We start from the raw sequence: 25,970 nt of genomic DNA, 5'->3' as shown, positions 1-25,970 counted from the left end.
TCCGGCGGACGGCTGCGGTGACCGTGCGGATGGTGTGGGCGCAGGCCCGCGGCGGGGTGATCGGTGACGGCCGCGACATGCCGTGGCACATCCCCGAGGACCTCGCGTTCTTCAAACAGGCCACCGTCGGGCGTCCCGTGGTGATGGGCCGTGCGACGTGGGAGTCGATCCCGGAGCGGTTCCGCCCCCTGCCCGGCCGTCGCAACGTCGTGTGCACGCGGGACGCCGACTGGTCGGCCGACGGCGCCGAGCGCGCCGGGTCCATGGAGCGCGCCCTGGAGCTCGCGGGCCCGGAGGCCGCGGTGATGGGCGGCGGCCAGATCTACGCCGCGGCGCTGTCCGCCGCGGACGAGTGTCTGGTCACCGAGATCGACGCCGACGCGCCGGGCACCGTGCTGGCGCCCGAACTGGACGACGCCTGGGAGCTGGTCGAGGTCGGTGAGTGGATCACCGATCCGCGGAGTCGGGTGGAGGGGTACGACGACGAGGTACGGCACCGGCACACGGTGTGGCGCCGCCGGCAGCGCTGAACCGGTCGGGACCGCGCCGACTAGAACCACTTCCAGGTCTTGGGGATCTTCTCCCCCGCGGCGAGGATCTTGATCTTCGTGCCCGCCATGAACCCGTTGATCTCGATGTCCAGGTGGGGACCGCCGTGGACGTCGTAGCGCCCCTCGTCGATCTTCAGCTCGCTCATGGTCCGGTTGCCGGTGATCGACACCGAGACCCCGGGCGGGAGCAGGATCTTGGCGTTGGCGCCCCACAGATCCAGCTGGAGGTGGGTGCGCGGGCGGTCGACGACGGCCTCTCGGGCGTCGAGGTAGATCTCACCCAGCCACGACGTCAGTCGGTAGTCGTCCGGCAGCATCCAGCGGCCCTCGCGCTTGAGGGTGTCGAAGACGGAGGTCCTCTTCTGGCTCTCGTCCACGGTGATCGCACTGCCGGGACGGGTGGCCGGCGGCGCGGAATGCACCGGGCCGACCGGCGCCGGTCGGGCGTGCTGTGCCGGGCCGGGCCGGTCGGCGGGGAGACCGCTCAGCGCCACCTCGAGTTCCGCGGGGCAGGTCGCGGCCCAGATCTTGGCCGCTCGGTCCGAGAACTCGGCGAGCGACAACTCACCTCGCCCCACCATCGCCTCGAGGCGCCGCTGGGCCAGGGTCCGTGGGTCGTTGTCCTGCTCCGGGTTCATGCCCCCAGGTTACTCAGCGCGTGAGGTCCTTCATCATCGAGCGCATGTCGGTGGTCAGTTCGTCGGCGAGGTCCTGCAGGCCACCGGAGATGACCTGCGAGAGGAGATCCGGGTTCTGGGCCTCGATCACGCAACCGCCGCCGGACTCGCGGATCACCACATTGCACGGGATCATCAGGGCGACGTCCTTGCTCACGTCGAACGCTTTACCCGCGAACCCGGGATTGCAGGCGCCGAGGATGAGGACACGCTCGATGTCCTTGTCGATCTTGTTCTTCAGGGTGGCCGTGAGGTCGATCTCGTGGAGGATCCCGAACCCGCGGTCGGCGAGCGCGGCCCGGGTCGCCTCCACCGCCTCGTCGAACTCCATCTCGGTGAACGTGCCGATTCCGATGTCCATGTCGACTACCTCCGGTGTTGTCGGTTCTGGTGTTGTCGGTTCTGGTCTCCGGTGTCGTCACCCAGCCTGCCACGGGGCCGGCCGGTGGTCAGGCGAGCGAGAGGAACAGCTTCTCGAGCTCGGGCAGGTCGACCCCGTCCGCGCCGGGTTCGCCGTCGCGGGTGATGCACTCCTGGATGTTCTCGCTGATGATCTTGAACCCCGCACGGTCCAGTGCCTTGGACACCGCCGCGAGTTGGGTGACGATCTCCTTGCACGAGCGTTCCTGCTCGACCATGTCGATCACCGCGTTGAGCTGGCCGCGCGCGCGGCGCAGCCTGTTGAGGACCTGCTGCCTGGGCTCGGACACGGCTTTTGCGGACACGGCTTTGTCGGACACTGCTTTGTCGGACAAAGCCCGCTCGGTTGCTGACATCGTCGTCCCTCTCGTGGGTCACTGATGGTCTCGGATGGTGAAGGCGGACTGACGCGAGACCCCCGTGGGTCCACCGGATGTCTCCAGCGTACCCGCGGGGGTATATTTTCGCGAGTGCCGGTTTCTGCCGGCCCAGCTGACGGTCAGTCGTCGTGGACGATAATGCCGCGGACCATGCCCTCGCCGCCGCGCTCCATGATCTCGTAGCCCTCGTTCACCTGGTCGAGGGTGAACCGGTGGGTGATGAGCTCGTCCAGCTTGAGCTGCTTCTCGTCCCACAGGCGCAGGATGTTGGGGATGTCGTGGAAGGCGTTGGCGGAGCCGAAGAGCGAGCCCTTGATGACCTTCTCGTACTGCGAGACGAACAGGCCGGGCAGGGAGATCGACTGGTTGTCGAGGCCGCCCATCGAGGTGAGCACGACGACGCCGCGCTTGCCGACCATGTCGGTCGCGTCGGCGGTGACCTTCGCGTCGGCCACGCCGATGGTGATGATGGCCTTCTCCGCCATCGTGCCCCAGGTCAGGCCCGGCAGCTCGGCCTTGGCCTCGTCGACATCCGTGTAGACGTGGGTGGCGCCGAACTCCTTGGCCTTGGCCAGCTTCGACTCGTCGGTGTCGATGGCGAGGATGAACCGGGCGCCCGCGTGCTTGGCGCCCTGGATGGCGTTGATGCCGATGCCACCGATGCCGAAGACGACGACGGTGTCGCCGGCCCGGACGTCGGCGGAGTAGACGGCGGAACCCCAGCCGGTGGTGACTCCGCAGCCCACCAGGGCCGCGACCTCGAAGGGGATCCAGTCCTGGACCTTGACCACCGAGTTCATGTTGGCCACGGTGTACTGCGAGAACGTACCCAGGGTGCACATGGCGCCGGCGGTCTCGCCGTTGTCCAGCTTGAACGGGTAGCGGCCGTCGGCCATCTCACCGATGGTGCCGTTGAGGCCGCCGTCGCAGAGGTTGGTCATCCCGCGCGCGCAGGCCGAACACTTGCCACAGGCGGGGATGAACGACCCCACCACGTGGTCGCCGGGCTGGACGTGGGTGACGCCGTCACCGACCGCCTCGACGACGCCCGCACCCTCGTGGCCACCGACGATCGGCAGGCGACCCGGCAGGTCACCGCTGGTGATGTGCAGGTCCGAGTGGCAGAGGCCGGCGACCTTCCACTTGACGAGCACCTCGCCGAAGTTGGGTCCGTCGAGCTCGGCCTCGACGATCTCGAACGGCTTGCCGAGCTCTCGGGCGATGGCGGCCTTGGTCTTCATTGAACTCCCTCCGGGCGCGACGGGGTGAAGCCCGCCACTGGAACGTGTTCTAGCAACGTTAGCCCCATGGGTGAACCCTGTGGGGTGGTTACCCGAACGTGTTCCGGTGGGACCTCGCCGCCGCCGTCGTCCCGTCAGTTCAGTGGGCCGGCCCGCCGATCAGGGCTGCGCGTCGCCCTGCTGCGCCTGCGCGTCCTCGACGGCCTTGCGGACCTCGTCCATGTCGAGCCCCTTGATCTGCTCGACCAGGTCGTCCAGCGCCTGCTCCGGGATGGCGCCCGAGTGGCGGAACACCGCGATTCCCTCGCGGAACGCCATGAGCGTCGGGATGGACTGGATCTGCAGCATCGCTCCGAGCTGCTGCTCTGCGTCGGTGTCCACCTTGGCGAAGGTCAGCTCGGGGTTCTTGCCCGAGACCTTCTCGTAGACCGGACCGAACGCCTTGCACGGGCCACACCACTCGGCCCAGAAGTCCACCAGGACGATGTCGTTCTCGGTGACGGTCTTCTCGAACTCGGCGGTCGTGATGTCGACGGTGCTCATACGAATGCCCTCCTAGCGCGGACGGGGCGACTCTCGTCCCGTCTCGTTACGCCGCCAGCCTACGGACAGCCCGCGCCGGCGACGACCTTCCGCGACAATCCATACCTATGGGGGTATGGATGCCGCGCGTAGTCAGTGACAACGTCGCCTGACTCGAGTTATTCCCCGCTCCCCCCGGACCTCACGCCTCCCGGCGGGGCGGCGAGTCGAGGACCTCGGCGAGGAACTTCTCGAGCTGGTCGAGGAAGACCGCGTTGTCGTCGCCCGCGACCATGTGCCCGGCGTCGGGCACCTCCATCGTGTACGCGTGCGGGAGCAGCCCCCGCAGGTGCCGCACCGACTCGTCACTGACGATGTCCGACGCCGAGCCCCGGATGAGCAGGGTCGGTTGCGCGATGTGCGGGACGAGCTCCTCGAAGAAGGCGTTGCCGAGTTCCGCGTTGTCGGCCGAGGCGCCACCGGCGAAGCGGGGGTCCCAGTGCCAGTGCCACCGTCCGTCCTCGCGCAGCCGGAGGTTCTTGCGCAGGCCCTCGGGATTAGGCGGTCGCTTGCGCTGCGGCTGGTAGGCGGCGATCGCGTCGGCGGCCTCCTCGAGACTGGCGAACCCTTCGAACCCGGAGCGCATGAACTCCCCGACCCGCTCGACCCCCTTGGCCTCGAGCTTCGGGGTGACGTCCACCAGGACGAGCGCACGGGCGACGTCCTTGCCGGTGCCCAGCGAGAGCATCGCGGTCATCCCGCCGAGGGACGCGCCGACAATCACCGGGCGCCGGGAGGGGAACCGCTCGGCGACGATCGCCTCGAGGTCCGCGGCCAGCCGGTGGATGTCGTAGTCACCCTCCGGATCCCAGTCGCTGTCCCCGTGACCGCGGGCGTCCATCGCGGTGACCCTGTACCCCTCCCCCGACAGCCGGCGGGCGGCGCGGCTCCACGCGTGGCGGGTCTGGGCACCCCCGTGCAGCATGAGGATCTCCTCGACCGGGTCGAGCGAGTCGCCCGCCGGATCCACCGGATCCCACACCTCGCCGACCAGCGTGACACCGCCGTCGCGTTCCACCGTGAACTGCCGCGGTTCGCAGATCGTCTCGGTACTCGACATGTACGGGCCTCCCGGGATGGCGCCCACCCCATCGGTGGAACGTGTTCTCGTGCCGTTCTACCACGCCCGCTCGGCGATCACCCGCGTAGCGAGGTCCTCGGCCACCGCCAGGACCGTGTAGTACGGGCCGCACCGCGGCAGCGAGGGCAGCGCCGACGCATCGGCCACCCGCAGCCCCTGCACCCCCAGGACTCCTCCGGAGTCGTCGAGCACCTCCCCGACCCGCGCGGTGCCGGACAGGTGCTGCGAGGTCGAGACCGTGACGTCCCCGTCCAGGCCCATCCGCTCCGCCACCATCGCGGCGGCCCCGGCGAGGACGGCCGCGTCGTGCGGGTCCTCGGACAGGTGCACGGTCCCGTCGTCGCCGATCCGTCCACGACCGACCGGGTTCATCAGTGCCACCCCGATCCGGTGCGGCGCCGGCTCGAGGCCCGGGATGACGTGGTGCAGGGGGACGGCGTAGGGACGGATCTCGACCTCGGCCTCCGCGGCAAGCTGCAGCCGGACGACGTGGGAGAGCAGGGGCGGCAGCCCCGCCGGTGCGGCCGGGCCGCCACCCGGGTACCGGTCCCGCTCCGACAGGACGTCCGCGGGCAGGTCCAGCAGCAGCTCCGGATGCTCCTGCACCCCGTGGCCGACCGGGTGTCCGGTGGACGGTCCGATCCCGGACCCCGTCAGCAGGGCGGCCGTCCCGATCGCCCCCGCACACAGCACCACCTGTCGGGCACCGATCTCCTCGTCGTCGTCGAGCACCACGCCGTCACACCGTCCGGCGACGCGCCCGCCCTCCCACCGGAGCCGGCGGACGGTCGCCCCGGTGCGCACCCGGGCCCCCGCGCCGGACGGGTCCCAGGCGTCGAACGCGGTGACGCGCCGCGGGCCCCGGCGCGCCTGACCGATCGCGGACACGCGGCCGGGGAACGCGGCGGCCACCCGCGCGGCGACCGACCCCATCGGCGCCAGGCCGGGTCGGAGGCGCTCGGCGGCGCGGGCCAGTCCCGCCGCGTACCGCCGCGGCCAGTCCGGACCCCACTCCGCGAGGTCCGCCGGTCGCGCCGGGGTGCAGTACCCGCCGTTGACCGCTCCGGACCCGCCGAGGGTGCGGCCGCGGGGCAGGTCGAGTCTCGCCTCGCCGAGTGTGGCGCGATAACGGGCGACGACCTGCGACCCCGGTCCCACGTCGAGCAGGCCCGCGCGCGGCGAGGCGCTCGCGGTGCCGGACTCCACCAGGAGGACGTCGGCACCGGCCTCGGCGAGGCGACGGGCCATCACGCAGCCGGCCGGGCCCGCACCGACCACCACCACGTCGGCCCGCGCGCCGCCGCTCACCGCGTGACGCCGTTCACCGCGTGACGTCCGGTCGCAGTGCGTCGAGCGAGCGCGCGGCCCACGCCGAGCGCCACACGCCGAGGCCGTAGGCCAGGTCGTCGAGACGATGGAGCAGGACGTGCCCGAGGGGCTCGTCGATCGGCAGCCGTCCGGGTTCCCGGGCGGTCCACCAGTGCCACAGGCCCTCGGCCACCGCCGCGGCGAGGAGACGGTGGCGCAGGCCGCGGGACGCGCGGGAACGGGACCCGGCGGTGGCCGCGAGCACCACCGCCGTGACCGGCCAATACGGGCGTAGTAGTGCCTGCGGGAGCTGACGGACCGACGCCCCGGCTCCCCGGGCGACCAACCCGGCGGCCGCGCGACCGTCCCCGGTGAGGCCGCGGGTCCGCCACCACGAACTCCCGATCGCACCGGCCGCGACCAGCGACCCCACCGGCGTGGCGCTCCACACCCCGATCGCCACGGCGAGGGACCACGGTGCGGCCACCGCGGGCGCCACGGCGGCCCCGTGGCGGTCGGCGAGCGGCGCCGCTCCACGCCCGTAGAAGGCGCGCCGGGCCACCACCGCGCCGAGCGAGGTGCGATGCCGGTGCGCCACCCGGGCGGCCGGCTCGTAGCGCAGTTGACCCCCCGCGGCATCCGTGCGCCAGCACAGGTCCACGTCCTCGGCGACGTGCATGCGTTCGTCGAACGGGCCGATTCCCCCGCCCTCGGGAGGGGGCGGCAACCGGTCGGGTCGTACCGCGAGCGCCGCGCTGGGGACGTACGCCACCCGTGTGCGGGGTCTGACCCTCGCCGGCTCGGGGCCCATGTCCAACGCGGAGCGGGCCGTCTCGTACCCGCGTACCCAGAACCGCCCCGGTTCGGCGGCCACGATGCGGGGCGCGACCGCGGCGACCCGCGGGTCGTCGAGGCGGGCGAGCAGGACGTCGAGCCACCCGGGCAGCGGGAGGACATCGGCGTCGAGGTAGACCACCACCTGCGCCCCGGCAGCGACGGCCGCGGCGGTGCCCGCGTTGCGGGCGGCGGCGGGCCCCCTCGACTCATCGTGGCGGAGGATTGTGGTGGGAGCCGGGGTGGCGGAGGTGGTCAGGGGCGGCGTGGAGCCGTCGTCGACGACGACGAGGCGCAGTCCGCGGGCGAGTTCCGGCTCGAGCGCCTTCGAGAGCGCGGCGACCCCGGCGGCGTCGTCACGGACGGGGACCACCACCGCGACGGCCGCCAGCGGGCGGGTGCCCGTCGCGGTGCCGGCGGGGTGGGCCATCCCCCGGTCGGTGAGGGCGCGCGCGAGGGCCGCACCCGCGGGAGTGTCGGTGGCGATCGTCTCGCCGTCCATGAGAGCCGACACGGCGGGTGACGGCGTGATCAGGGTGACCGGGTCGCCACCCAGCACCCGCACGACGCCGCCTCTGCGCAACACCCGGGTACGACGATCGAGCAGAACGTGGGGGGCCTCGCTCATCGCAGCATCCCGTCCTCCCCCGGCCGCCACCGTCCGAGCCGGGCACGGGCGTCGGCGAGCAGCGCGTCCCACAGGCGCCGGCCCTCGTCGGCGGAGGCGGTGGTGGGGTCGCCCAGCACCCCGTTCGGGCTCACCGCCGCGACCCCGCCCGCGCGGAGCGCCGGCAGGATCCGCGGCAACGGTTCGACACATCCGGGCGCGGCCAGGTCGACCCGAACGAGGTCGGGGTACAGATGCAGCAGGAGCGAGGTCTCGGCGTGACCGGCGTGGGTGTCCGTGGGGTCCTCGCTCGTTCGGCAGGGCAGCCAGGCGGCGTCGCGGCCCTCGTAGCGGAGCCGGGGTACCGCGCGGCGCAGTGCGTCGACGTTGCCGCCGTGCCCGTTGACCACGACGAGCCGGTCCGCCCAGGCGCTCACCGACCGGCCGAGCTCGATGATCGTCCCGGCGAGGGCCTCGGTGCCGATCGACACGGTCCCGTCGAACGACTGGTGCTCCCCGCTCGCACCGTAGGCGAGGGCGGGGAGCACACGGACGTCACCGGGGGCGACCGCGCGGGCCGTCGCGGTGGCCAGGAGGGTGTCCGTCTCCGGCGGCAGGTGCGGGCCGTGCTGCTCGGTCGCCCCGAGGGGCAGCACCGCGAGCACTCCCGTACCGGCCCGGCCGGTCGCGCCGATCGCGCCCGTCACGTCGGGTCAGACCTTGATCGCGCCCATGTCGACGGTGAAGGTCGAGGCGGTGATGGTCCGCGAGGCGTCCGAGGCGAGGAACATCACCGAGTCCGAGATGTCGTCGGTGGTGGCCATGCCCATCCCCAGGATCGGCGTGAAGTGCGGCAGGAACTGCGGCATGGTGTTGAACACCTCGAGCGCGTCGGGATCGTCCGCGCCCATCGGCGTCTGGACACCGTAGGGGTGGATCGTGTTGACCCGGATACCGTGCTCGCCGAGCTCCTTCGCCGCGGTCTGGGCCAGGCCCACCACGCCGTACTTGGACGCCGAGTAGGGAGACTGCACCGGCATGGCCTTGAGACCGGCCACCGAGCTCACCAGGATGATCGACCCGCCGTTGCCGGCGGAGAGCATGTGTGGGATCGCCGCACGCAGCGTCTTCCAGTACCCCGTGAGGTTGATGTCGATGGTGTCCTGCCACTGCTGCTCGTCGAGCTCCCAGACCTTGCCCCAGTTGCAGATGCCCGCGTTGGCGATCACCACGTCGAGGCGGCCGCCGAAGCGCTCCACGCCGCGGGCCACGAGGGCCTGCTGGAACGCCAGGTCGCGGACGTCACCGACCTCGGCGAGGATCTCCCCTCCCTCGGCTTCGACGCGCTCGATCGTGGTGGCCAGGTCGTCCTCGGTGGCGGCCCGGTACTTCACGTACTCGGACGGAGAGTCACACAGGTCCAAGCCGATGATCCTGGCGCCCTCGCGCGCGAAGCGGATCGCGTGCTTGCGGCCCTGGCCGCGGGCCACGCCGGTGATGTAGACGACCTTGCCGTCGAAATCTCCCATTACAGGGGGTGTCCTTCTCTTCCGTGGTGGTGGGTCAGACGCCGAGACGGCGCATGAAGTCGTCGGGGATGACGTAGTCGTCGCGGTTCAGCTCGGAGATCGAGGACTTGCTCAGCCCGATGAGGCTCGAGTCGAGTCCGGAACGCATGATGTCGAGGACGTTCTCCACTCCCGCCTGGCCGTTGGCCCCGAGCCCCCACAGGTAGGCGCGACCGATCATCACGGCCCGGGCACCGAGCGCGAGCGCCTTGGCCACGTCCGAACCGCGACGGATGCCGCCGTCGAGCAGGACCTCCACCTGATCGCCCACCTCGTCGGCGATCGGCGCGAGGCACCGGATGGACGCCGGGGTGGCGTCGAGGTTGTTGCCGCCGTGGTTGGAGACGGAGATCGCGGTGACCCCGGCGTCGACGGCCCGCTTGGCGTCGTCGACCCGGGTGATGCCCTTGAGCATGACCGGCCCGTCGTAGTTCTCCACGACCCAGGCGATGTCCTCCCACGTGGCCGGCGGGGTGCCCATCCACTCGCCGTAGGCACCGAAGAACGTCGGGCCCATCTCGCCCTGGTTCACCAGGTTGGGGGTCGTCAGATCGGGGAACCGCTTGTTGACCACCACGTCGCGGGCCCATTCGGCGGCCCAGCGGGGACGCACGGCGATCTGCGGGGCGAGGGTGATCATGGCCCTGGCGTCGAGCTTCTCCGGGATGGCCGGGCTGCCCCAGTCACGGCCCATCGAGAACGACCAGTCGGTGGTGAGGATGACCCCCGCCGCCCCGGCGGCCTTGGCGCGCTCCAGCCGCTCCAGCACCTTCTCCTTGCCGCCGAGCCAGTACACCTGGAAGAAGGTCTGCGGGTTGGCCGCGATGACCTCCTCGATCGGCTTGGACGCGAACGAGCTCAGTCCCATCGCCGTGCCGCGGGCGGCTGCGGCGCGGGCCACGTCGACCTCGCCGTCCGGCGTGACGGCCTGGACGCCGGTCGGCGAGATCATCACCGGCAGGCTGATGGGCTGGCCCATCACCGTGGTGGCCATGTCACGGTCCTGCTTGGCGCCGATCACGTGGGGCTTGGGCTCGAGCTCGGTGAAGGCGTCCATGTTGTCGCGGATGGTCACCCCCGCCTCGCTGCCGCCGACGAGCGCCATGTACACGCTCTTGGGCAGCTTCTTCTTCGCGCGGCGCTGGGCCTCCGCGACCGACTCGAACCACGGGTTCTGGCGCCAGGGGTTGGCCTCGGCGATCTTCGACAGGCGGGACACGGTGGTGGGTGCTCCTTCTTGGGGGTTCGTCCGGTCTTGCGGGGTTCGTCCGGTCTTGCGTGGTCCGTCCGGGCGGCCGGTTTCAGATCGGGGACTCGTCGCACAGGCTGGTGGGCCTGCGCGGCGGTGTCGTGACGAGGGTCAGCGGCACGGGGCCGGTGGGCTGCTTACGCGCCGCGAGCCCCATGGGCCGGGTGTGGTCCTGCGACGGGTCGGGGATGCTGCGCTCAGCCGCGAGCAGTCCCTCGCCGTACCCCTGGACGCACTCGGGGTCCGGGCCGTCCATCGGCAACCCGGTGAAGAACTTGGCCGCCATGCAGCCACCCCGGCAACTGTCGTAGAAGTCGCAGGACGCACACGCCCCGGCCGACTGCGGCTCGCGCAGCTCTCGGAACAACTCCGAGGTCTGCCACACCGTCTCGAAGCCGCCGTCGGCGACGACATTGCCGGCGAGGAACTCCTCGTGGATGGCGAACGGACAGGCGTAGACGTCGCCGATCGGGTCGATCAGGCACACCACACGCCCGGCACCGCACAGGTTGAGCCCGGGAAGCGAGCCCTGCCCCTGCCCCTCGCCGAAGGGGGTCAGGTGGAAGAAGCTGTCGCCGGTGAGCACGTCGGAGCCGTTCGCGACCAGCCAGTCGTACAGGTCCTTCTGCTGCTCGGGCAGCGGGTGCAGGTCGTCCCACACGTCGGCGCCGCGGCCCGACGGACGCAGGCGCGTGATGCGCAGGGTCGCGTCGTACTTGTCGGCCAGCGCCTTGAACTCGTCCAGCTGGGTGACGTTCTCGCGCGTCACCACCACCGAGATCTTGGCGTCGGTGAAGCCGGCGTCCTTGAGGTTCTGTAGTGCACGGCAGGCCATGTCGAAGGACCCCGGGCCGCGGACCGCGTCGTTGACCTCCGCGGTCGCACCGTCGATGGAGATCTGGACGTCCACGTAGTCGCTCGCGGCCAGGCGCCTGGCGACCTTCTCGTCGATACGAACACCGTTGGTGGAGAACTTCACGCCCACCTGATGGCTGGTCGCGTAGTCGACCAGCTCCCAGAAATCGGAGCGGACCGTCGGCTCGCCGCCGCCGATGTTGACGTAGAAGACCTGCATCTTCTGCAGCTCGTCGATGATCGCCTTGCACTGCTCGGTGCTGAGCTCGCGCGGGTCACGGCGACCGGAGGAGCTCAGGCAGTGCACGCAGGCGAGGTTGCAGGCGTAGGTGAGTTCCCAGGTCAGGCAGATCGGCGCGTCGAGCCCCCGCTCGAACTGGTCGACGAGGCGGCCGACGGGCGCCGGGGCCGTGGTGGTGGTCGCGGTGGACGCCGTTGCGGGACGGTCGAGCATGCTGGTCATGAGGTCTCCTCGATCATGCGCGAGGCGGCGAGCTGGCCGAGCGCGTGCAGGTACAGCCGCGCTGTCGCCGGATCATCGATCGACACACCGGCGGCGGCACAGGCGGCGCGCGCGGTGGGGTGGTCGGCGAGGGTGCGGACCACCTCGACGATGGTCGGCGACTTGAGGAAGCTGAGCTTGCGGGTGTGGAAGTGGTAGAGCAGTGCCCCGAACGGCTCGGGCCGGAGCGCCACGCCGGGGTGCAGGCGCCAGCCGGCGTCGAGGTCGAACTCCGCCGGGGCGGCTGACTGCTCGGCGTCGGCCGGCGCTGCTGCGGGAGTCATGGTCAGTAGACCCCACACATGCCGTCGATGGAGACCTCCTCGATGAGGGCCTCCTCCAGCACGACCTCGGTGTTCTGCGTGTTCTCCATGACGTGTCCTCTCGTCCGGCGCGGGCGCTGTCCCACCGGTTTCCGGTGAGATCCGCATCATATTGGCACTTAGTGCCAGTGGCAAGGGTCACTCATCTAGGCTCTCGTGTCATGGGAATGCCGGAAATGCCCGGAACCGAGACACGGCCCCCGGGGCGTCGGCCGTCGACCACGCGCGCCTCCATCGTCGACGTGGCCCTCGACCTGTTCGCACGCCAGGGTTACGACGCGACCAGCGTCGACCAGATCGCCGAGGCCGCGCACATCTCCCGTCGCACCCTGTTCCGCTACTTCCCCGGCAAGGCCGCCATCGCGTGGGGCGAGTTCGACGAGCAGATCGACCTCATGCTGGAGTACCTCGCCGACGTGTCCGAGCAGACGCCGCTGCGCGACGCCCTCGCCGACGCACTCATCGCGTTCAACACGTTCCCGCGCGAGCAGACGGAGGCGCACCGACTACGGATGCGCCTCCTGCTCGGCGTGGACGAACTGCAGGCGCACTCGACCCTCGTGTACGCCGACTGGCGCCGGGCCGTGGCCGGGTTCGTCGCCGCCAGGCTCGGCCAGGCGGTGGACGATCTCGTGCCCGCCGCGACCGCGCACGCGGCGCTGGGGATCGCCCTGGCCGCCTACCGCCTGTGGGTGGCCGAGCCCGGAGCCGACCAGGATCGCCTCCACGAGCTCCTGCGTCACGGGACGCAGATCCTCGCCTGAGCGGACGCGTTCGAGCCCGGTGGGCGACCGCTCTGAACTTACCGGCGGGTAACCTCGTCGTCGTGACCGACTCCGACACCTCCCCCACCCACCACGCCGACACCTCCACCTACCGGCTGTGGAAGACCGCCACCCGGCTCCCGTTCGGCTCCCGCCTGTTCAGCGCGGCGGTGAGCCTCAAGGCCCCGTACTTCCGCACCGCGTACCCGCACGTCGTCGAACTCCGACCGGGCCGCTGCGTCGTCCGCGGACCCGGCTGGTGGGGCAACCGCAACCACATCGGCACCTTCCACGTGATCGCGGCGTGCAACCTCGCCGAGATGGCGATGGGCATGCTCGCCGAGGCCTCCGTTCCCGCCACCCACCGATGGATCCCCGTAGGGATGAACCTGCGGTACCCGGCCATGTCGACCGGCGGCATGACCGTCACGGCCGAGTGGACGGACATGCCGGACTTCTCGACCTTCACCAGCGGACAGGACGTCGAGGTCCCGCTGACATTCGTCGACGACGCCGGGGTCGAGCCCATCACCGGCTCGATCACCATCCGCGTCTCGCCCAGGAAAACGAGCTGAACACAAAGCCGGCTCTGATTTTCCGTTGCGGAAACGGAAAATAACTCCTAGTGTTTCCGTCATGGAAAACACCGGCTCCGCCCCGCGTCACGACTCGCACGACGCCGGCCCGTACGACCCCGCCGCCGCGCTCGCGGACGTCGACGCGGCCCGCCGGTCGGTGGCGGACAGGCTCATCACCCCGTGGTGGTACCACCCTGCCCTCGGCGTGATCCTCGCGGCGATCATGCTCGTGGCCGCGCTCGACCTCCACAACCTCGTACGACTTCCGGTGGCGCTCGCCGGCGCCGTGGGCATCGGACTGCTGATCGGCGCGTACCAACGCACGACCGGCCTGTGGGTGGACCTGCGCAACCTCGGCCCCACGTCGCGCAGATGGTGGCTGGCCTACGCGGTGGTCATCGCGGTGGCCACCGGCGCCTCACTCATCCCCACCGCCACCGACCGCGCGCTACCGGCCTGGCTGGCCGTCCTGCTGGCCGCCGTGGCCGTGATCGCGACGATCGTCCTGGGCCGCCGAGTAGACGACGCCATGCGCGCGGAGATCCGTTCCGGCGCCGCCGCGATCCCTTCTCGCCGATGAGGGGCGGACGCCCCGCAGCGCGGTTCGACGAGATCATCCACGCCCCACACCGCCTGCGGATCTGCGCCCTGCTCTCCCCCGTGGAGTCGATGGAGTTCGGTACCGTCCGCGACGAACTCGGGGTGGCGGACTCGGTGCTGTCCAAGCAGTTCAAGGTCCTCGCGGACGCCGGATACGCCACCACGTCCAAGGCCGCCGGCGCCACCGGGCGCGCCCGGACCTGGCTGGCCCTCACCCGGGCCGGCCGCAACGCGTTCGGCGGTCACCTCGAGGCGCTGCGCGACCTGGCCGCCGCTGCGGAGGGCGAACCGCTCGCCCCGAGCGGGTCAGTCGCGGGTGCGGGCGTCGAAGGCCTTGATCGCGATCGGGGCGATCACCACCGTCAGCCCGACGATCCACAGCAGTGACGCCAGCACCGGGTGCTGCAGCGGGAGGGCGGCGTCCGGACCGACGGCCGGGGCGTTGCCCCAGAGTTCCCGCATCGCCTGCACGACCGAGGAGAGCGGGTTCCACTCCGCGATCGCCCGCAACCACACGGGCATCGACTCCGGCGGGGCGAAGGTGTTGGCGACGAACGTGATGGGGAACGTCGTGGTGAACATGACGCCGTTCACCGCCTCGATCGTCTTGAGCCTCGAACCGACGACGATGCCGATCCAGATCATGACGAAGCCGAAGCCCAGCAGGATGAGGTATCCGAGCAGCGCGTCGATGATCCCGCTGCGGATCCGCCACCCCACGATCAGGCCGGTCAACGACATGACCACCACGCCGATCGAGGAGTGGATGAGACTGGACGCGCTGCGCGCGATGAGGATCGACGACCGCCTGATGGGCAGCGTCCGGAAGCGGTCGATGATCCCTTTGTTGAGGTCGTTGCACAGTCCGGAGGCCACGACGAACGACGAGAACGCCATGGTCTGCGCCATGATCCCCGGCAGCAGCCACTCGCGGTAGTTCCCGCTCCCCGCCACGGCGATCGCACCGCCGAAGACGAACGCGAACAGCAGGACGAACATCACCGGTTGGATGGTGACGTCGGCGAGGTTCTCCGGCTGGCGCCGGATGTGGAAGAGGTTGCGGCGCACCAACGCGGAGATCTGCCGGCCGAACGAGGGCCCGTCGGGACGGACCGGCACGGAGAAGCGTTCCCGCTCCGGGGACGTGGTGGCGGGGTCGGCGACAGTGCTCATACCCGGGACTCCTGATCGGTCGTGTCGGTCTGCGGGTCCTCCGCCTTGCGGCCCGTGAGGGAGAGGAAGACGTCGTCGAGACTCGGCCGTTGCAGGCCGATGTCGTCGAGTTCGATACCCGCCTCGGTGAAGTCCGCCGCGATCGCGGCCAGGGCCGAGACCCCCTCCGACGGCGCGGTGAGACGGCGCGCGTCCCGGTCGACGTGCAGATCCTCGATGCGCCCCGCCAGGACGCGGGCGGCCTCGTCCACGTCGTCCGGGCGGGACACCGTGACCACCAGGCTCGCCGCGCCCGAACGATCCTTGAGTTGCAGCGGCGTCCCGTCGGCGATGACGCTGCCGTGGTCGATGACGATGACCCGGTCGGCCAGCTGGTCGGCCTCGTCGAGGTACTGGGTGGTCAGCAGCAACGTCGTGCCGTCCCGCACCAGACCCCGCAGGACATCCCACAGTTCGTTGCGCGACCGCGGGTCGAGCCCCGTGGTCGGCTCGTCCAGGAACAACACGGGCGGGGCGGCGACGAGGCTCGCCGCGAGGTCGAGCCGACGCCGCATCCCGCCGGAGTAGCTCTTCGCGACCCTAGTGGCGGCGTCGGTCAGGGAGAACTTCTCGAGCAGTTCGTCCGCGCGCGCCTTGACCGCCCTCTTGGGCAGTCCGTAGAGGTCGCCGATGAGGCGGAGGTTCTCGCGCCCGGTGAGCAACTCGTCCACCGTCGCCGACTGGGCCGTCAGGCCCATGGCGTTGCGGACCTGTGCCGGCTCACGCAGCACATCGTGCCCGGCGACCCGGGCGGTTCCCGAGGTCGGCGGGCTCAGCGTGGTCATCATCCGGATGGTGGTCGTCTTGCCGGAGCCGTTGGGGCCGAGCAGCCCGAGGACGGTTCCGGTGGGGACCGCGAACGAGATGTCGTCCACGGCGGTGAAATCACCGAAGCGCTTCACGAGGTGCTCTGCTTCTATCGCCGGCGCGGAGGAGGATCGGGTGCTCACCTAGAAAGGGTGTCCCCCGCCCGCGTCCCAGTCAACACTCACCGCTCGCTTTGCGGACAGTTCCTGTCAGCAATGGGCTCCGGCGGCCCCGGAGCGGATGCCGACGGACGCCCACCGACCTATCGTGGGGAGTATGCCGCGCATCACAGTGACCTCCGTCCACGTCGACGACCAGACCCGCGCACTGGCCTTCTACACCGAGGTCCTGGGCTTCGTGATCAAGCACGATCTCCCGGCCGGGGACTTCCGCTGGCTCACGGTGGTGGACCCGGGCGACCCGGGTGGCACGCAGCTGCTGCTCGAGCCCGACCAGCACCCCGCGGCACGCGCGTACGCCACCGCCCTGCACGCCGACGGCATCCCGGCCGCGCAGTTCGAGGTGGACGACATCCACCGGGTGCACGACGAACTGAAGGAGCGGGGCGCCCGGATCGTGCAGCCCCCGACCGAGATGGGCCCGGTGTGGGCACTGGTCCTCGACGACACCTGCGGCAACCTGATCCAGCTGGTCACCGCCCCCGAGATGTGAGAGTCGTTCCCGTATGGGCCCGCCGGGGGCGCCCGGCGTATCGTGGGGAGGTTGCCAGCGCGATCGTCGCCGCCTCACGACCAAAGGATGACCGGTACCCATGAGCCCCATGTCGACCATCCCACCGACCATCGCCCGTTCGTGGCTACTGTTGCCCGCGGACAAGTCCGAGCGCTTCGACGCCGCCGTCAACTCGGAGATGGACGTGGTGGTCCTCGACGTGGAGGACGGGTGTCGGCAGTCCGAGAAGGAACGGGCCCGTCGCGAGGTCCGTCAGTGGCTCGAGGCCGGGAACCACGCGTGGATCCGCATCAATGACGTCCGGTCCCCCGAGTGGGAGAAGGACCTCATGGCGCTCGGGCACTGCCCCGGACTGGACGGCGTGATGCTGGCCAAGACCGAGAACGCCGAGCACGTCTCCCTCACGGCCGCGCGTCTGGCCGAGAACACCCCGATCGTCGCGCTGGTGGAGTCGGCCGACGGCCTCGCCCAGGCCGCCGAGATCGCCAAGTCCGATCAGGTGGTCCGGCTGGCCTTCGGCGTCGGCGACTTCCGTCGCGACACGGGCATCGGGTCGTCGCAGATCGCCCTGGCGTACACGCGCTCACAGTTCGTGGTGGCCAGCCGGATCGCGCGCGTGGCCCCGCCCATCGACGGGCCGACCATCTCCAACGACACGCAGGTCCTCAAGGACGCCGCCGAGCACGCCGTCGAGATGGGCATGACCGGCAAGCTGTGCCTGCGCGTCGATCAGGCGCCCTACATCAACGAGGTCCTATCCCCCTCCGCGGCCGACGTCTCGTGGGCCGAATCCGTGATCGACGAGCTCGGTCCCGGCGGCGAACGTGCCCGCGACGGCGCCGACCTGCCGCGGTTGGCCCGGGCCCAGAAGATCGCGCGCCTCGCGCAGGCGTACGCCGGGGCTCGCTGACGCGGCCTCGAGCGCGAACAGGGCCCCGGCTGCGTGGTGCAACCGGGGCCCTGTCGTCGTTCGCGGGTCCGTCAGCGAGGTGAGTCGCCGGTGACCAGCGGAAGGTCGGGATCACCGGCCCATGCGGTCATGGATCCGTCGTAGACCGCCACGTCCGCACGACCGGCCAGCGCCAGCGCGTGGGCGACCCCGGTGGCGGCGATCCCGCCGCCGCAGTAGGTGACGACCTTCCGGTCCTCGTCCAGCAGCCCGGCCGCCTCGAATTCGGCGCGCAGTTCCCCGATCGGCCGGAGGGTCCCGGTCTCGGGATCGCGCAGGGTGTACACCGGCAGGTTGATGCTGCCGGGAATGTGGCCCGGCCGACCGTACGAGTCGACGTCGCCGCGGTAGGTGGCCTCGTCGAGGACGTTGACGAGGATCGTGTTCTCGTCGTCGAGGGTCGCGGCCACGTCCTCGGTGGACCGGATCATCTCCGGTCGGCGGACACCGCTGAAGGTGCGGGGCGTCGGCACGGCGATCTCATCGGTGACCTCGTAGCCGGCGGCCTTCCACGCCGGCAGGCCGCCGTCGAGGACGGTGACGTCGTCGAAGCCCTCGAAGCGCAGGTGCCACCACAGGCGGGTGGCCCAGAACCCCTCGTGCTGGTCGTAGACCACGACGGTCGCACCGTCCCCGATGCCCAGCGCGCCCGCGGCCGCGGCGAAGCGCTCGTGGTCCGGCGCGGTGGCGGGCAGGGGGCTGCCCGGGTCGGCGAAGTCGCCGAGCAGGTCGGCGAACAGGGCGCCGGGGATGTGCTCGGGTCGGTATGTCGCGAGGCCCGAGACGGGGCGTGGGGTGCCGTCCGGGTCGGTGCCCAGGTGGGTGGTGGCGTCGAGGACGACGAGGTCGGCGTCACCCAGGTGCTCGCGCAGCCACTCGGGGCTCACGGTGAGGGGGGTCGTCATGTCTGCTCCTTTCGATGACTACCCCTCCCAGGATAGACAGATCTGTTCAGTGGACGCGCTGGAGCCGAACGTTGGCGAACTCGGTCAGTCCCCAGCGGCCGAGCTCGCGGCCGTAGCCCGAACGCTTGACGCCGCCGAACGGCAGGCCGGGCATGGTCGTGCCGTGTTCGTTGACGTAGGCCATCCCCACCTCGAGCCGCTCGGCCACCTCGGAGGCACGGTCGACGTCGGTCCCCCACACCGAGCCGGACAGGCCGAACGGGGTGTCGTTGGCGATCCGCACGGCCTCGTCGACGGAGTCGTATCCGTAGACCATGGCGACGGGACCGAAGATCTCCTCGCGGTAGGCGTCCATCTCCGGGGTGATGTCGGTGAGGACGGCGGGCTGCATGAACGCGCCGGGCCGGTCGATCGCCGCGCCGCCCGTGACGAGCGTCGCGCCCTGCTCCGCGGCGCGCTGGACCTGCTCGACCACGCCGTCGCGCGCGTCCTCGGAGGACAGCGGGCCCAGCTCGGTGCCCTCGTCGGCGGCGGGCCCGACGGCCAGTTCCTCGTAGAGGTTCTTCAGCCGCCCGACGAAGTCGTCCTTCATCTGCGCGGGCACGAAGATCCGCTTGGGCGAGTTGCAGGCCTGCCCGCAGTTCGACAGCCGCGCCCGGCCCACGGTCTCGACCAGTTCGTCGAGGTCGTCGGCGTCCAGGACTACGAGCGGGTCCGAGCCGCCGAGCTCCAGGACGCTGGGCTTGAGGTTCTTCGCGGCGACGGTGGCCACCGCGGCGCCGGCGCCCTCGCTGCCGGTGAGGGAGACGCCCTTGATCCTGGGGTCGGCGATCATCTCGGCCACCGTGTCACTGGAGGCGTACACGTTGACATAGGCGTCCTCGGGGAGGCCGGCTCCGCGCTGGACCTTCTCGATCGCCGCCGACGAGCGGGCGCAGATGCTCGCGTGCTTGAGCACGATGGTGTTGCCCAGCAGCAGGTTGGGCGCCGCGAACCGGGCCACCTGGTAGTAGGGGTAGTTCCACGGCATGATGCCGACCAGCGGGCCGACCGGCTCGTAGGTCACTCGGTTGAGGCGGGCGTCCGGCACATCGAGGGTGTCGGACTCGAGCAGCGCGGGACCGTGCTCGCCGTACCAGCGGTAGATCGACGCCGCGAGGGCCACCTCGCCGCGGGCCTGCGCGGGGAGCTTGCCCATCTCGGTGGTGATCGCCTTGCCGAGCTCCTCTTGGTGCTCCTCGAAGGCGTCGGCGATCGCCAACAGGATCCGTGCCCGCTCGGACACCTCCGTGGCGCGCCAGGCTGTGAACCCCTCGGTGACGGTGCTGAGGATGGCGTCGACGTCCTCGGTCTGCTCGTACTCGCGGTCGGTCCGGCCGGTCGACGGATCGTGCGTGACGTACATGCGGTCCCCCTTCGTGTGGCGTTCTCCACGTGGCGTTCACCGGGATCGTTCCCGGGTCGTGCCGCGACGGTAGGACGCCCGCGGGCCGTACGCATCCGGTCCACACGTCACGACCCCGCCGTCGTCGCGGGACGTCGGCGGGGTCGGGGTGCCCGTCGAGCCGGTTCAGCCCCAGCCCTGGGCAGCGCGACGATCGGCGTCGGCCATGCCCTGGTTGCCCTGGCTCGCGGCGCGGGAGATCTCGGCGAGCATCGCCTGGAGCGCGGCCGCGGCCTGATCCCAGTCGTTCTGGTGCGCCTGGTAGGCGACGGCGGCGTCGCCCTCCCACTCGGCGACCAGCGGCGCGAGGTACGCCCTGAGATCGTCGAGAGTGGTGCGCAGGTTGACCGAGGCCTGCGTGACCTGGCCGACGAGTGCCTCGATCGGGCCGTGGTTGTAGGTGATCTGTCCTGAGGTCATCGGAGTTCCCTTCCGGTGGTGGCGGTGGCGGTGGTCAGAGGTTGAGAGGCCCGGCGGCGCCGGCGCGGTTGATGAGCGCGGCCGAATCCTGGTCCGCTGCGTCGAACGATGTGCTGTTGGTCCGCATCGTCTCCGAGATCCCCGCCAGCGCGGTGTTGAGCTTGGTGCTCTGCTGCTGCCATTCGGCCATGATCTGGGTGAAGCGTGCCTGCGCTGCGCCCCTCCACACCGAGCCGCCGAGTTGGGACACCGAGTCCCGCACGGTGCCGAGCAGGCGGTCGATCTCCAGGTTCACGTCATCGACCCTCCTGGCCGCGGTGTCCATGGTCCCGATGTGGGTGTTGAACCCGGTCATCTCGTCCTCCACTGTGGTCGGTGCGGAATCCCCTTCTGGGTCCGTCACAGTGTTCGACGCGCCCGCGGGGCGGTTCGGTTCCGCAGGATCGGGAAAATCTCGTCCGCCTCGCTCGTGTCCGGGCCGCCCGCGCGGACCGATCACGCGGTCCGATCACGCGACCCGGTCACGCGGTCGCGTACAGGCGCCACGCCGCCTCGACCGGTGAGATCGCGGGGACCACGAAGGACAGCAGTCGGGCCCGGTCGCAGGCGTCCACGACGCGCTCGGCGAGGCGACCGCGCACCAGCACCTCGGTCGACCCGGTGCCCGCCTCACGCCGGCGACGGCGCACCTCGGCGACGGCGTCGAGGACCCGCGGCACCTCATCGTCGACCGCGGTGTCGCGACAGGGGTCCCGCCGGTGCACCACGGCCCGGTCGACGAGTACGAGTCCGCCACGGGTCCGCTCGACGAGTCCCACGGTGGTCCGCGTGTGGCAGGACTCCACACAGAGCGCCCACCGTGCGGAGGACGACGGCAGGGCCTCGGCGGTGACCAGCGCGGACCTGACCACGTGGGCGGTGACCCCCGCGCCGTGGGCGGCGCCGACGAGCCGCGTGGTGCGGCTGGTCCCCCAGTCGGTGGGTACGACCAGCACCACGGCGTCGCCCTCGCGGGCCCCTCCCCACCGCAGTGCCCGGGTCACGGGGGCACCGAGGAGTTCTGAGACCGGGACCGACAGGCCCGCGACCTCGACGCGGTCACGGTGGGCGTGCGCGACCGGATCGGCCAGGCAGCGGTCCGGGAAGCGGCCGGCGGCGACCTCCACGCGGGCGGAGCACTCGAGGCGATCGCCCCCCGGCGGGAGCGCCGAGCCGTCCAACCCGGCGAGCACCGATGCCGGAGCGACCACCGGGGACAGCACCGCGGAGGCGGACGCCGCCGCCACCGTCAGCCCCGAGCAGGACAGGTCGACGGCCAGGGTCGCCGCCCGCGTGTCGGTCACACCACGCCGCCCTGTCCCGGCTCGGACAGGGCGGTCTGCACCAGCCGGACGCCGCCGTCGCGGGTGATGAGTCGGCCCCGGCCCGCCGGCAGCGGCCCCGGCCGGACACCGCCGAGCAGTGGGCCCTCCTCCCGACTGCCGGACATGAGGAACCCGGCCCCGCCGAGATCCCGGATGCGGGCGACGAACGGGTCGAACATCGCCCGCGACGCCCCCGCGCTGCGCCGTGCCAGGACCACCGTCAGACCGATGTCGCGGGCGTGGGGCAGGAACCGGGTGAGCGGTTGCAGCGGGTTGCCCCCGCCGGTGATGACCAGATCGAGGTCGTCGACGAGCAGGTGGATCCGCGGGCCGCTCCACCACGACCGCGCCCGCAGTTCCTCCGGGGTGACGTCGGCGCCCGGCATGCGCTCGTCGAGGACGCGGACGAGGTGCTCGACCATCGGGGCCAGGGCGGTCTCGGTGGGCGCGTACCCCGCGAGGTGGTCTCCCTTGATCTCGCCGAGCATGGTGCGTCGGTAGTCGACCACGATGAGTCTGGCGTGCTCGGGGCCGTTTCCGGCTACCAGTCCGCGAGCCAGCGAGCGCAGCAGCGAGGTCTTGCCGCATTCGGAGTCACCGAGTACCAGCATCAGCGGGTCGCCCTCGAGGTCGGCGTAGACCGCCGTGAGGTCGGCCTCGTCCACCCCGAGCGGGACCCGGGTGCGGCGTCCGTCCGGGCCGGGGCGCGACAGACTCGCCAGCTGCGAGTACGGGAGCACCTCCGGCAGCATCCGGACCGGCGCCGCGGCGACGTCGCCCACCCGCGCCCGCCACCTGCGCGCGAGATGGCGGGACGCCTCGGCGGTCGCGTCGGCCATGCCGTCCGCGTCGACCCGCCCGTCGAGGCGGGGCTGGTGGACGAGCATGTGGTGACGGTCCGGCGTGAGCCCGCGGCCCGGGGCGGCGGGCACGGTCATCGCGGCCCGCCGATCGATCATCGAGTCGGTGGGATCCCCCAGTCGCAGTTCGACCCGGGTGCCGAGGGCGTCACGCAACGCCGGTCGGAGGTCCGCCCACCTGGACGCGGACAGCACCACGTGGATCCCGTAGGACAGCCCGTCCGCGGCCAGCCCCAGCACGGTCTGCTCGAGATCCTCGAACTCGGTGCGCAGGGCCTGCCAGCCGTCGATCACCAGGAGCACGTCGGGGTACTCCGCCACAGGGCGGCCGTCCCGGTCGACCACCCGGCGCCGCGCCTGGTCGACGGAGGCCACGCCGTCCTCGCGGAACGCGGTCTCGCGGCGACGGCGCTCGGCGTCCACCTCGGCGATCGTGCGGCGGATCTTCTCGTCCTCACCACGACGGGCGACCCCGCCGACGTGGGGCAGGTCCGCGACCGACTGCAGCGCCCCGCCACCCAGGTCCACGACGTACACCGACAGGCGGCCGGGATCGTTCGTGGCCGCCGCGGACAGCACGAGCGTGCACAGCGTGGTCGACTTGCCGGATCGCGTCCCGCCCACCACGGCGACGTTGCCGTCCGCCCCGGACAGGTCCGCGTGCCAGATGGCGCGGCGCTGTTCGAACGGCAGGTCCACCTCGGCCAGCGGGAACCTCAGGCGGGCCGGCCGACCGGCCGTCGGGGTCGCTCCGGAGCCCTCGGGTCCGGCCCCGGCGCGCTCGTCCGTCGGTTCGGTACCTACCGCGGCGTCGAGCGGCGCCCCCTCCCCGAGCGGCGCCAGCCACACCTCGTGCGCGGGCCTGCCGTGCCCGGCGAGTCGCCCCACCAGGACCTCGAGGAGGCTCGCGGACCCGTCGGCGGGCCCCTCGTCCGCGGCGCCGGAGGACGGGCGCACCTCGTCGTCGTCGACCCCGGACGTCACCGGAGGCGGGGCGGGCACGGGCATGTACCAGGACGTGAACGGGCGGACCGCCGCGCGGGCGACCGGTGCGGCCACCGACGACCCGTCGAGTCGACGGTCCTTCCGGTACGGCCCGGAGACGTAGGCGGCGTCGAAGCGCACCGGGTCGCCGGCGTCCACTTTGAGGTACCCGGCGCCCGGGGTGGCGGGGAGGTGGTAGGCATCGGTGACCCCGAGAACCGTGCGCGACTCGGTGGCGGAGAACGTCTTGAGCGCGATCCGGTAGGACAAGTGGCTGTCCAACCCGCGCAGCCGCCCCTCCTCGAGCCGCTGCGACGCGAGCAGCAGGTGGATGTGCAGGCTGCGGCCCAGGCGACCGATGGTGAGGAACAACTCCGCGAACTCGGGCTTGGACGACAGGAGTTCCGAGAACTCATCGACCACGATCACCAACGCCGGGAGCGGTTCGAGCGGGGCACCCTTGGCACGGGCGGCCTCGTACTGGCCGACGCCGCCGTAGTTGCCCGCGGCACGCAGCACCTCCTGGCGGCGGGTGAGCTCGCCCTCGAGCGCGTCGCGCATCCGGTCGACCATGGTGATCTCGGCCTGGAGGTTGGTGATGACGGCGGCGACGTGCGCCAGCGACTCCAGCCCGAGGAACGTGGCACCGCCCTTGAAGTCCACCAGGACGAGGTTGAGCGAGTCCGGGTCGTGGGTGGCGACCAGGCCCAGCACGAGGGTGCGCAGGAACTCGGACTTCCCCGAACCCGTCGCGCCGATGCACAGACCGTGCGGGCCCATTCCGCCGTGCGCGGCCTCCTTGAGGTCCAGCTCGACGGGGGCACCGTCCGGGCTGACCCCCACAGGCACGCGCAGCCGGTCGCGCTCGCCGCGCCGCCGCCACGCCACCGCGGGATCGACCTGGGTGGCCACGCCGATGCCCAGCAGGTCCGGAAGCCCGGGCGCGCGGCGGGTCGTGGTGGAGCCGTCGGCGTGGGTCACCGTGTCGGCGGGTCGGTACCGGGACAGGGCCATGGCCAACCGCTCGGCCTCCGGCGGGCTCATCGCGTCGACCCGGGCGATGTCCTCGTCCCCGGCCTCGGTGCGCACGCGGGCCACTCGGTCGTCGTCGACCCGGACGCACAGGCCGCGGCGCAGCGCGAGGTCGCGCAGTTGCCCCGCGCGGCTGCCGGAGACCTCCAGCACCGTGACCCCGTCCAGGCCGTCCTCCGCCAGGAGACGTTCCGCGCCGGTGACGCCCACACCGTCGACGACGACGACGAGGTGCGCCCGTCCCGGCACGACCGGGGCAGTCGGTGAGAACGCCGAACGGTCGGAGATGCCCGTTCCCAGCATCGACTCCACCCCGGCGAGAGAGAACTCGGTGAGCCGGACCCGACCGCCGCCGTCGGTGTAGTCGGGGTGTTCGTGGTGCGGGAGCCATTTGAGCCACTCCCAGGCCTGACGGGCGTCGCCCTCGCTCGCGGCCACCGCGACCCGGACCCTGTCGGGCCCGTGGGCAACGACGAGCCCGGCGATCATCGCGCGTACCGCGGAACGCACCACCTCCACCTCACCATCGAGCGACAGCGCGGCGAACGCGCGCAGCTCCAGCGCCACGGGCAGGTCGTCGACCACCGAGTGCACGCGGACGAAGCGGCGCATGCTCACCACCGAGACCGGCTCCAGGTCGTCGACCGGTCCGGTGTCGGGTGCGTCCAGCCGGGTCGCCAGTGCCTGACGGCCCGGGCCCACCCGGATCGTGAGGTCCTCGGGATCCGACTCGTCGCGTTCCCACATCCGGGGCGTGCCCACCAATGCGGGCAGCTCCACCGGATCCGGGTGACGCCACAGGGCGGCGGCGCGCTGGGCGGACGCGGTCGCGCGCACGGTGTCGCGGGTCTGGCCGAGATAGCGCAGGTAGTCCTTGCGCAGTTCGTCGGTTTCGGCGGTCTTGTTACCGCCGCTCAGCGTCCCCGCGAGCATGCCGACGGCGGAGACCGCCATCATCACCGGGAAGAGCATGAACATGGGATTGCGCATCATGCCGGTGCGCATCATCACCACGACCATGCCTCCCACGGCCACCACCAGCACGATCGGCAGGATGATCTGGACGAGGGGCCGGGGCGTGGGCCGGGGCAGCGCGGGCGGCGCCTGGAGCGACAGCTCCCCGCCGGGCATCGGCGGAGCGTCGAGCTTCTCCGCGCGGGCGAACACGACATCACCCATG

General features: G+C 71.5%; 29 protein-coding genes. 7 read left to right on the top strand and 22 right to left on the bottom strand.

Annotated features, from left to right (window positions below):
* Nucleotides 1–17: 17 nt before the first annotated feature.
* A complete protein-coding gene (locus tag AC3DEV_RS02840; RefSeq protein ID WP_488371221.1) occupies nucleotides 18–530 on the top strand; it encodes a dihydrofolate reductase in 513 nt (170 codons plus the stop codon).
* A 20-nt stretch (nucleotides 531–550) separates the two neighbouring features.
* Here AC3DEV_RS02840 and AC3DEV_RS02835 read toward each other — a convergent pair whose 3' ends face one another.
* The 14 genes from AC3DEV_RS02835 to mftA all read right to left on the bottom strand — a co-directional run bounded on the left by AC3DEV_RS02835 (nucleotide 551) and on the right by mftA (nucleotide 12,228).
* Complete coding sequence (locus AC3DEV_RS02835) at nucleotides 551–1,189, bottom strand: DUF1707 SHOCT-like domain-containing protein (RefSeq protein ID WP_268092399.1); 639 nt, start codon at nucleotides 1,187–1,189, stop codon at nucleotides 551–553.
* 13 nt (nucleotides 1,190–1,202) lie between these two features.
* On the bottom strand, nucleotides 1,203–1,589 hold the full coding sequence (locus AC3DEV_RS02830; RefSeq protein ID WP_007631133.1) for a DUF302 domain-containing protein: 387 nt from the start codon (nucleotides 1,587–1,589) through the stop codon (nucleotides 1,203–1,205).
* A gap of 88 nt (nucleotides 1,590–1,677) precedes the next feature.
* Nucleotides 1,678–2,004 carry a metal-sensitive transcriptional regulator gene (locus AC3DEV_RS02825; RefSeq protein ID WP_488371220.1) on the bottom strand — a complete coding sequence of 109 codons (327 nt, stop codon included), beginning with the start codon at nucleotides 2,002–2,004 and terminating at the stop codon, nucleotides 1,678–1,680.
* Nucleotides 2,005–2,147: 143 nt separating this feature from the next.
* Nucleotides 2,148–3,269, bottom strand: a complete 1,122-nt coding sequence (locus AC3DEV_RS02820) for an NDMA-dependent alcohol dehydrogenase (protein WP_119193304.1) — start codon at nucleotides 3,267–3,269, stop codon at nucleotides 2,148–2,150.
* Nucleotides 3,270–3,428: 159 nt separating this feature from the next.
* Nucleotides 3,429–3,812 carry a thioredoxin gene (gene trxA, locus AC3DEV_RS02815; protein ID WP_069388609.1) on the bottom strand — a complete coding sequence of 128 codons (384 nt, stop codon included), beginning with the start codon at nucleotides 3,810–3,812 and terminating at the stop codon, nucleotides 3,429–3,431.
* 181 nt (nucleotides 3,813–3,993) lie between these two features.
* Nucleotides 3,994–4,911 carry an alpha/beta fold hydrolase gene (locus AC3DEV_RS02810; RefSeq protein WP_488371219.1) on the bottom strand — a complete coding sequence of 306 codons (918 nt, stop codon included), beginning with the start codon at nucleotides 4,909–4,911 and terminating at the stop codon, nucleotides 3,994–3,996.
* Nucleotides 4,912–4,968: 57 nt separating this feature from the next.
* Nucleotides 4,969–6,240: a mycofactocin system GMC family oxidoreductase MftG gene (mftG, locus tag AC3DEV_RS02805; protein WP_488371218.1), complete on the bottom strand. Its 1,272-nt coding sequence runs from the start codon at nucleotides 6,238–6,240 to the stop codon at nucleotides 4,969–4,971.
* A 13-nt stretch (nucleotides 6,241–6,253) separates the two neighbouring features.
* Nucleotides 6,254–7,702 carry a mycofactocin biosynthesis glycosyltransferase MftF gene (gene mftF / locus AC3DEV_RS02800; protein ID WP_488371217.1) on the bottom strand — a complete coding sequence of 483 codons (1,449 nt, stop codon included), beginning with the start codon at nucleotides 7,700–7,702 and terminating at the stop codon, nucleotides 6,254–6,256.
* Complete coding sequence (gene mftE, locus AC3DEV_RS02795) at nucleotides 7,699–8,388, bottom strand: mycofactocin biosynthesis peptidyl-dipeptidase MftE (RefSeq protein ID WP_488371216.1); 690 nt, start codon at nucleotides 8,386–8,388, stop codon at nucleotides 7,699–7,701. The genes mftF and mftE overlap by 4 nt, the downstream gene beginning before the upstream one ends.
* Before the next feature lie 6 nt (nucleotides 8,389–8,394).
* Nucleotides 8,395–9,210: a mycofactocin-coupled SDR family oxidoreductase gene (locus AC3DEV_RS02790; protein WP_488371215.1), complete on the bottom strand. Its 816-nt coding sequence runs from the start codon at nucleotides 9,208–9,210 to the stop codon at nucleotides 8,395–8,397.
* 34 nt (nucleotides 9,211–9,244) lie between these two features.
* Nucleotides 9,245–10,468, bottom strand: a complete 1,224-nt coding sequence (mftD, locus tag AC3DEV_RS02785; protein ID WP_472984778.1) for a pre-mycofactocin synthase MftD — start codon at nucleotides 10,466–10,468, stop codon at nucleotides 9,245–9,247.
* Between the two features lie 82 nt (nucleotides 10,469–10,550).
* Nucleotides 10,551–11,816: a mycofactocin radical SAM maturase gene (gene mftC / locus AC3DEV_RS02780; protein ID WP_259821558.1), complete on the bottom strand. Its 1,266-nt coding sequence runs from the start codon at nucleotides 11,814–11,816 to the stop codon at nucleotides 10,551–10,553.
* A complete protein-coding gene (gene mftB / locus AC3DEV_RS02775) occupies nucleotides 11,813–12,139 on the bottom strand; it encodes a mycofactocin biosynthesis chaperone MftB (protein ID WP_185950637.1) in 327 nt (108 codons plus the stop codon). The genes mftC and mftB overlap by 4 nt, the downstream gene beginning before the upstream one ends.
* A 2-nt stretch (nucleotides 12,140–12,141) precedes the next feature.
* Complete coding sequence (gene mftA, locus AC3DEV_RS02770; protein ID WP_067716580.1) at nucleotides 12,142–12,228, bottom strand: mycofactocin precursor MftA; 87 nt, start codon at nucleotides 12,226–12,228, stop codon at nucleotides 12,142–12,144.
* Nucleotides 12,229–12,339: 111 nt separating this feature from the next.
* On the opposite strand from mftA, the gene mftR reads away from it, so the two are divergent.
* The 4 genes from mftR to AC3DEV_RS02750 all read left to right on the top strand — a co-directional run bounded on the left by mftR (nucleotide 12,340) and on the right by AC3DEV_RS02750 (nucleotide 14,507).
* Nucleotides 12,340–12,942 carry a mycofactocin system transcriptional regulator MftR gene (gene mftR, locus AC3DEV_RS02765; protein WP_488371214.1) on the top strand — a complete coding sequence of 201 codons (603 nt, stop codon included), beginning with the start codon at nucleotides 12,340–12,342 and terminating at the stop codon, nucleotides 12,940–12,942.
* Between the two features lie 62 nt (nucleotides 12,943–13,004).
* The gene (locus tag AC3DEV_RS02760; protein WP_488371213.1) at nucleotides 13,005–13,517 is read left to right on the top strand and encodes a hotdog fold domain-containing protein; all 513 of its coding nucleotides are present in this window, start codon (nucleotides 13,005–13,007) and stop codon (nucleotides 13,515–13,517) included.
* A 61-nt stretch (nucleotides 13,518–13,578) separates the two neighbouring features.
* On the top strand, nucleotides 13,579–14,100 hold the full coding sequence (locus AC3DEV_RS02755) for a hypothetical protein (protein ID WP_413956514.1): 522 nt from the start codon (nucleotides 13,579–13,581) through the stop codon (nucleotides 14,098–14,100).
* Complete coding sequence (locus AC3DEV_RS02750; RefSeq protein WP_154828424.1) at nucleotides 14,097–14,507, top strand: transcriptional regulator; 411 nt, start codon at nucleotides 14,097–14,099, stop codon at nucleotides 14,505–14,507. Before AC3DEV_RS02755 ends, AC3DEV_RS02750 begins: the two co-directional genes overlap by 4 nt.
* Here AC3DEV_RS02750 and AC3DEV_RS02745 read toward each other — a convergent pair.
* Together AC3DEV_RS02745 and AC3DEV_RS02740 are read right to left on the bottom strand one after the other, a co-directional pair.
* Nucleotides 14,427–15,293: an ABC transporter permease gene (locus AC3DEV_RS02745; RefSeq protein ID WP_206474900.1), complete on the bottom strand. Its 867-nt coding sequence runs from the start codon at nucleotides 15,291–15,293 to the stop codon at nucleotides 14,427–14,429. The two genes, AC3DEV_RS02750 and AC3DEV_RS02745, sit on opposite strands and share 81 nt — an antisense overlap.
* Nucleotides 15,290–16,282, bottom strand: a complete 993-nt coding sequence (locus AC3DEV_RS02740) for an ATP-binding cassette domain-containing protein (protein ID WP_488371212.1) — start codon at nucleotides 16,280–16,282, stop codon at nucleotides 15,290–15,292. The genes AC3DEV_RS02745 and AC3DEV_RS02740 overlap by 4 nt, the downstream gene beginning before the upstream one ends.
* Nucleotides 16,283–16,415: 133 nt before the next feature.
* Between AC3DEV_RS02740 and AC3DEV_RS02735 the strand changes: the two genes are divergently transcribed.
* Nucleotides 16,416–16,811, top strand: a complete 396-nt coding sequence (locus AC3DEV_RS02735) for a VOC family protein (RefSeq protein ID WP_120284022.1) — start codon at nucleotides 16,416–16,418, stop codon at nucleotides 16,809–16,811.
* Nucleotides 16,812–16,920: 109 nt separating this feature from the next.
* Nucleotides 16,921–17,742 (top strand): HpcH/HpaI aldolase/citrate lyase family protein, encoded by an 822-nt coding sequence (locus AC3DEV_RS02730; RefSeq protein ID WP_154828773.1) that lies wholly within the window; start codon nucleotides 16,921–16,923, stop codon nucleotides 17,740–17,742.
* A gap of 71 nt (nucleotides 17,743–17,813) precedes the next feature.
* Here the strand turns inward: AC3DEV_RS02730 and AC3DEV_RS02725 are convergent, their stop codons facing one another.
* From AC3DEV_RS02725 to eccCa, 6 genes are all read right to left on the bottom strand, one after another.
* A complete protein-coding gene (locus AC3DEV_RS02725) occupies nucleotides 17,814–18,686 on the bottom strand; it encodes a sulfurtransferase (RefSeq protein WP_488371211.1) in 873 nt (290 codons plus the stop codon).
* Between the two features lie 46 nt (nucleotides 18,687–18,732).
* Nucleotides 18,733–20,091 (bottom strand): NAD-dependent succinate-semialdehyde dehydrogenase, encoded by a 1,359-nt coding sequence (locus AC3DEV_RS02720; RefSeq protein WP_067716599.1) that lies wholly within the window; start codon nucleotides 20,089–20,091, stop codon nucleotides 18,733–18,735.
* A gap of 165 nt (nucleotides 20,092–20,256) precedes the next feature.
* Nucleotides 20,257–20,550 carry a WXG100 family type VII secretion target gene (locus tag AC3DEV_RS02715; protein WP_256820799.1) on the bottom strand — a complete coding sequence of 98 codons (294 nt, stop codon included), beginning with the start codon at nucleotides 20,548–20,550 and terminating at the stop codon, nucleotides 20,257–20,259.
* Between the two features lie 34 nt (nucleotides 20,551–20,584).
* Nucleotides 20,585–20,905 carry a WXG100 family type VII secretion target gene (locus AC3DEV_RS02710; RefSeq protein WP_256820798.1) on the bottom strand — a complete coding sequence of 107 codons (321 nt, stop codon included), beginning with the start codon at nucleotides 20,903–20,905 and terminating at the stop codon, nucleotides 20,585–20,587.
* Between the two features lie 166 nt (nucleotides 20,906–21,071).
* The gene (locus tag AC3DEV_RS02705; RefSeq protein ID WP_067716604.1) at nucleotides 21,072–21,893 is read right to left on the bottom strand and encodes a hypothetical protein; all 822 of its coding nucleotides are present in this window, start codon (nucleotides 21,891–21,893) and stop codon (nucleotides 21,072–21,074) included.
* Nucleotides 21,890–25,969, bottom strand: a complete 4,080-nt coding sequence (gene eccCa, locus AC3DEV_RS02700) for a type VII secretion protein EccCa (RefSeq protein WP_488371210.1) — start codon at nucleotides 25,967–25,969, stop codon at nucleotides 21,890–21,892. The genes AC3DEV_RS02705 and eccCa overlap by 4 nt, the downstream gene beginning before the upstream one ends.
* Between the last annotated feature and the right edge of the window lies 1 nt (nucleotide 25,970).

This window comes from Dietzia sp. IBK-p2-15D, from assembly GCF_057773105.1.
Note: the sequence above shows the minus strand (reverse complement) of the source record. Positions and strands in the feature narration are given on the sequence as shown.

Bases quoted from the DNA above. Each gene is read 5' to 3' on its own strand.
- AC3DEV_RS02835 (WP_268092399.1), bottom strand. From the start codon at position 1,189: ATGAACCCGGAGCAGGACAACGACCCACGGACCCTGGCCCAGCGGCGC.
- AC3DEV_RS02830 (WP_007631133.1), bottom strand. From the start codon at position 1,589: ATGGACATCGGAATCGGCACGTTCACCGAGATGGAGTTCGACGAGGCG.
- AC3DEV_RS02825 (WP_488371220.1), bottom strand. From the start codon at position 2,004: ATGTCAGCAACCGAGCGGGCTTTGTCCGACAAAGCAGTGTCCGACAAA.
- AC3DEV_RS02820 (WP_119193304.1), bottom strand. From the start codon at position 3,269: ATGAAGACCAAGGCCGCCATCGCCCGAGAGCTCGGCAAGCCGTTCGAG.
- trxA (WP_069388609.1), bottom strand. From the start codon at position 3,812: ATGAGCACCGTCGACATCACGACCGCCGAGTTCGAGAAGACCGTCACC.
- AC3DEV_RS02810 (WP_488371219.1), bottom strand. From the start codon at position 4,911: ATGTCGAGTACCGAGACGATCTGCGAACCGCGGCAGTTCACGGTGGAA.
- mftF (WP_488371217.1), bottom strand. From the start codon at position 7,702: ATGAGCGAGGCCCCCCACGTTCTGCTCGATCGTCGTACCCGGGTGTTG.
- AC3DEV_RS02790 (WP_488371215.1), bottom strand. From the start codon at position 9,210: ATGGGAGATTTCGACGGCAAGGTCGTCTACATCACCGGCGTGGCCCGC.
- mftC (WP_259821558.1), bottom strand. From the start codon at position 11,816: ATGACCAGCATGCTCGACCGTCCCGCAACGGCGTCCACCGCGACCACC.
- mftB (WP_185950637.1), bottom strand. From the start codon at position 12,139: ATGACTCCCGCAGCAGCGCCGGCCGACGCCGAGCAGTCAGCCGCCCCG.
- mftA (WP_067716580.1), bottom strand. From the start codon at position 12,228: ATGGAGAACACGCAGAACACCGAGGTCGTGCTGGAGGAGGCCCTCATC.
- mftR (WP_488371214.1), top strand. From the start codon at position 12,340: ATGGGAATGCCGGAAATGCCCGGAACCGAGACACGGCCCCCGGGGCGT.
- AC3DEV_RS02755 (WP_413956514.1), top strand. From the start codon at position 13,579: ATGGAAAACACCGGCTCCGCCCCGCGTCACGACTCGCACGACGCCGGC.
- AC3DEV_RS02750 (WP_154828424.1), top strand. From the start codon at position 14,097: ATGAGGGGCGGACGCCCCGCAGCGCGGTTCGACGAGATCATCCACGCC.
- AC3DEV_RS02745 (WP_206474900.1), bottom strand. From the start codon at position 15,293: ATGAGCACTGTCGCCGACCCCGCCACCACGTCCCCGGAGCGGGAACGC.
- AC3DEV_RS02735 (WP_120284022.1), top strand. From the start codon at position 16,416: ATGCCGCGCATCACAGTGACCTCCGTCCACGTCGACGACCAGACCCGC.
- AC3DEV_RS02730 (WP_154828773.1), top strand. From the start codon at position 16,921: ATGTCGACCATCCCACCGACCATCGCCCGTTCGTGGCTACTGTTGCCC.
- AC3DEV_RS02725 (WP_488371211.1), bottom strand. From the start codon at position 18,686: ATGACGACCCCCCTCACCGTGAGCCCCGAGTGGCTGCGCGAGCACCTG.
- AC3DEV_RS02720 (WP_067716599.1), bottom strand. From the start codon at position 20,091: ATGTACGTCACGCACGATCCGTCGACCGGCCGGACCGACCGCGAGTAC.
- AC3DEV_RS02715 (WP_256820799.1), bottom strand. From the start codon at position 20,550: ATGACCTCAGGACAGATCACCTACAACCACGGCCCGATCGAGGCACTC.
- AC3DEV_RS02710 (WP_256820798.1), bottom strand. From the start codon at position 20,905: ATGACCGGGTTCAACACCCACATCGGGACCATGGACACCGCGGCCAGG.
- eccCa (WP_488371210.1), bottom strand. From the start codon at position 25,969: ATGGGTGATGTCGTGTTCGCCCGCGCGGAGAAGCTCGACGCTCCGCCG.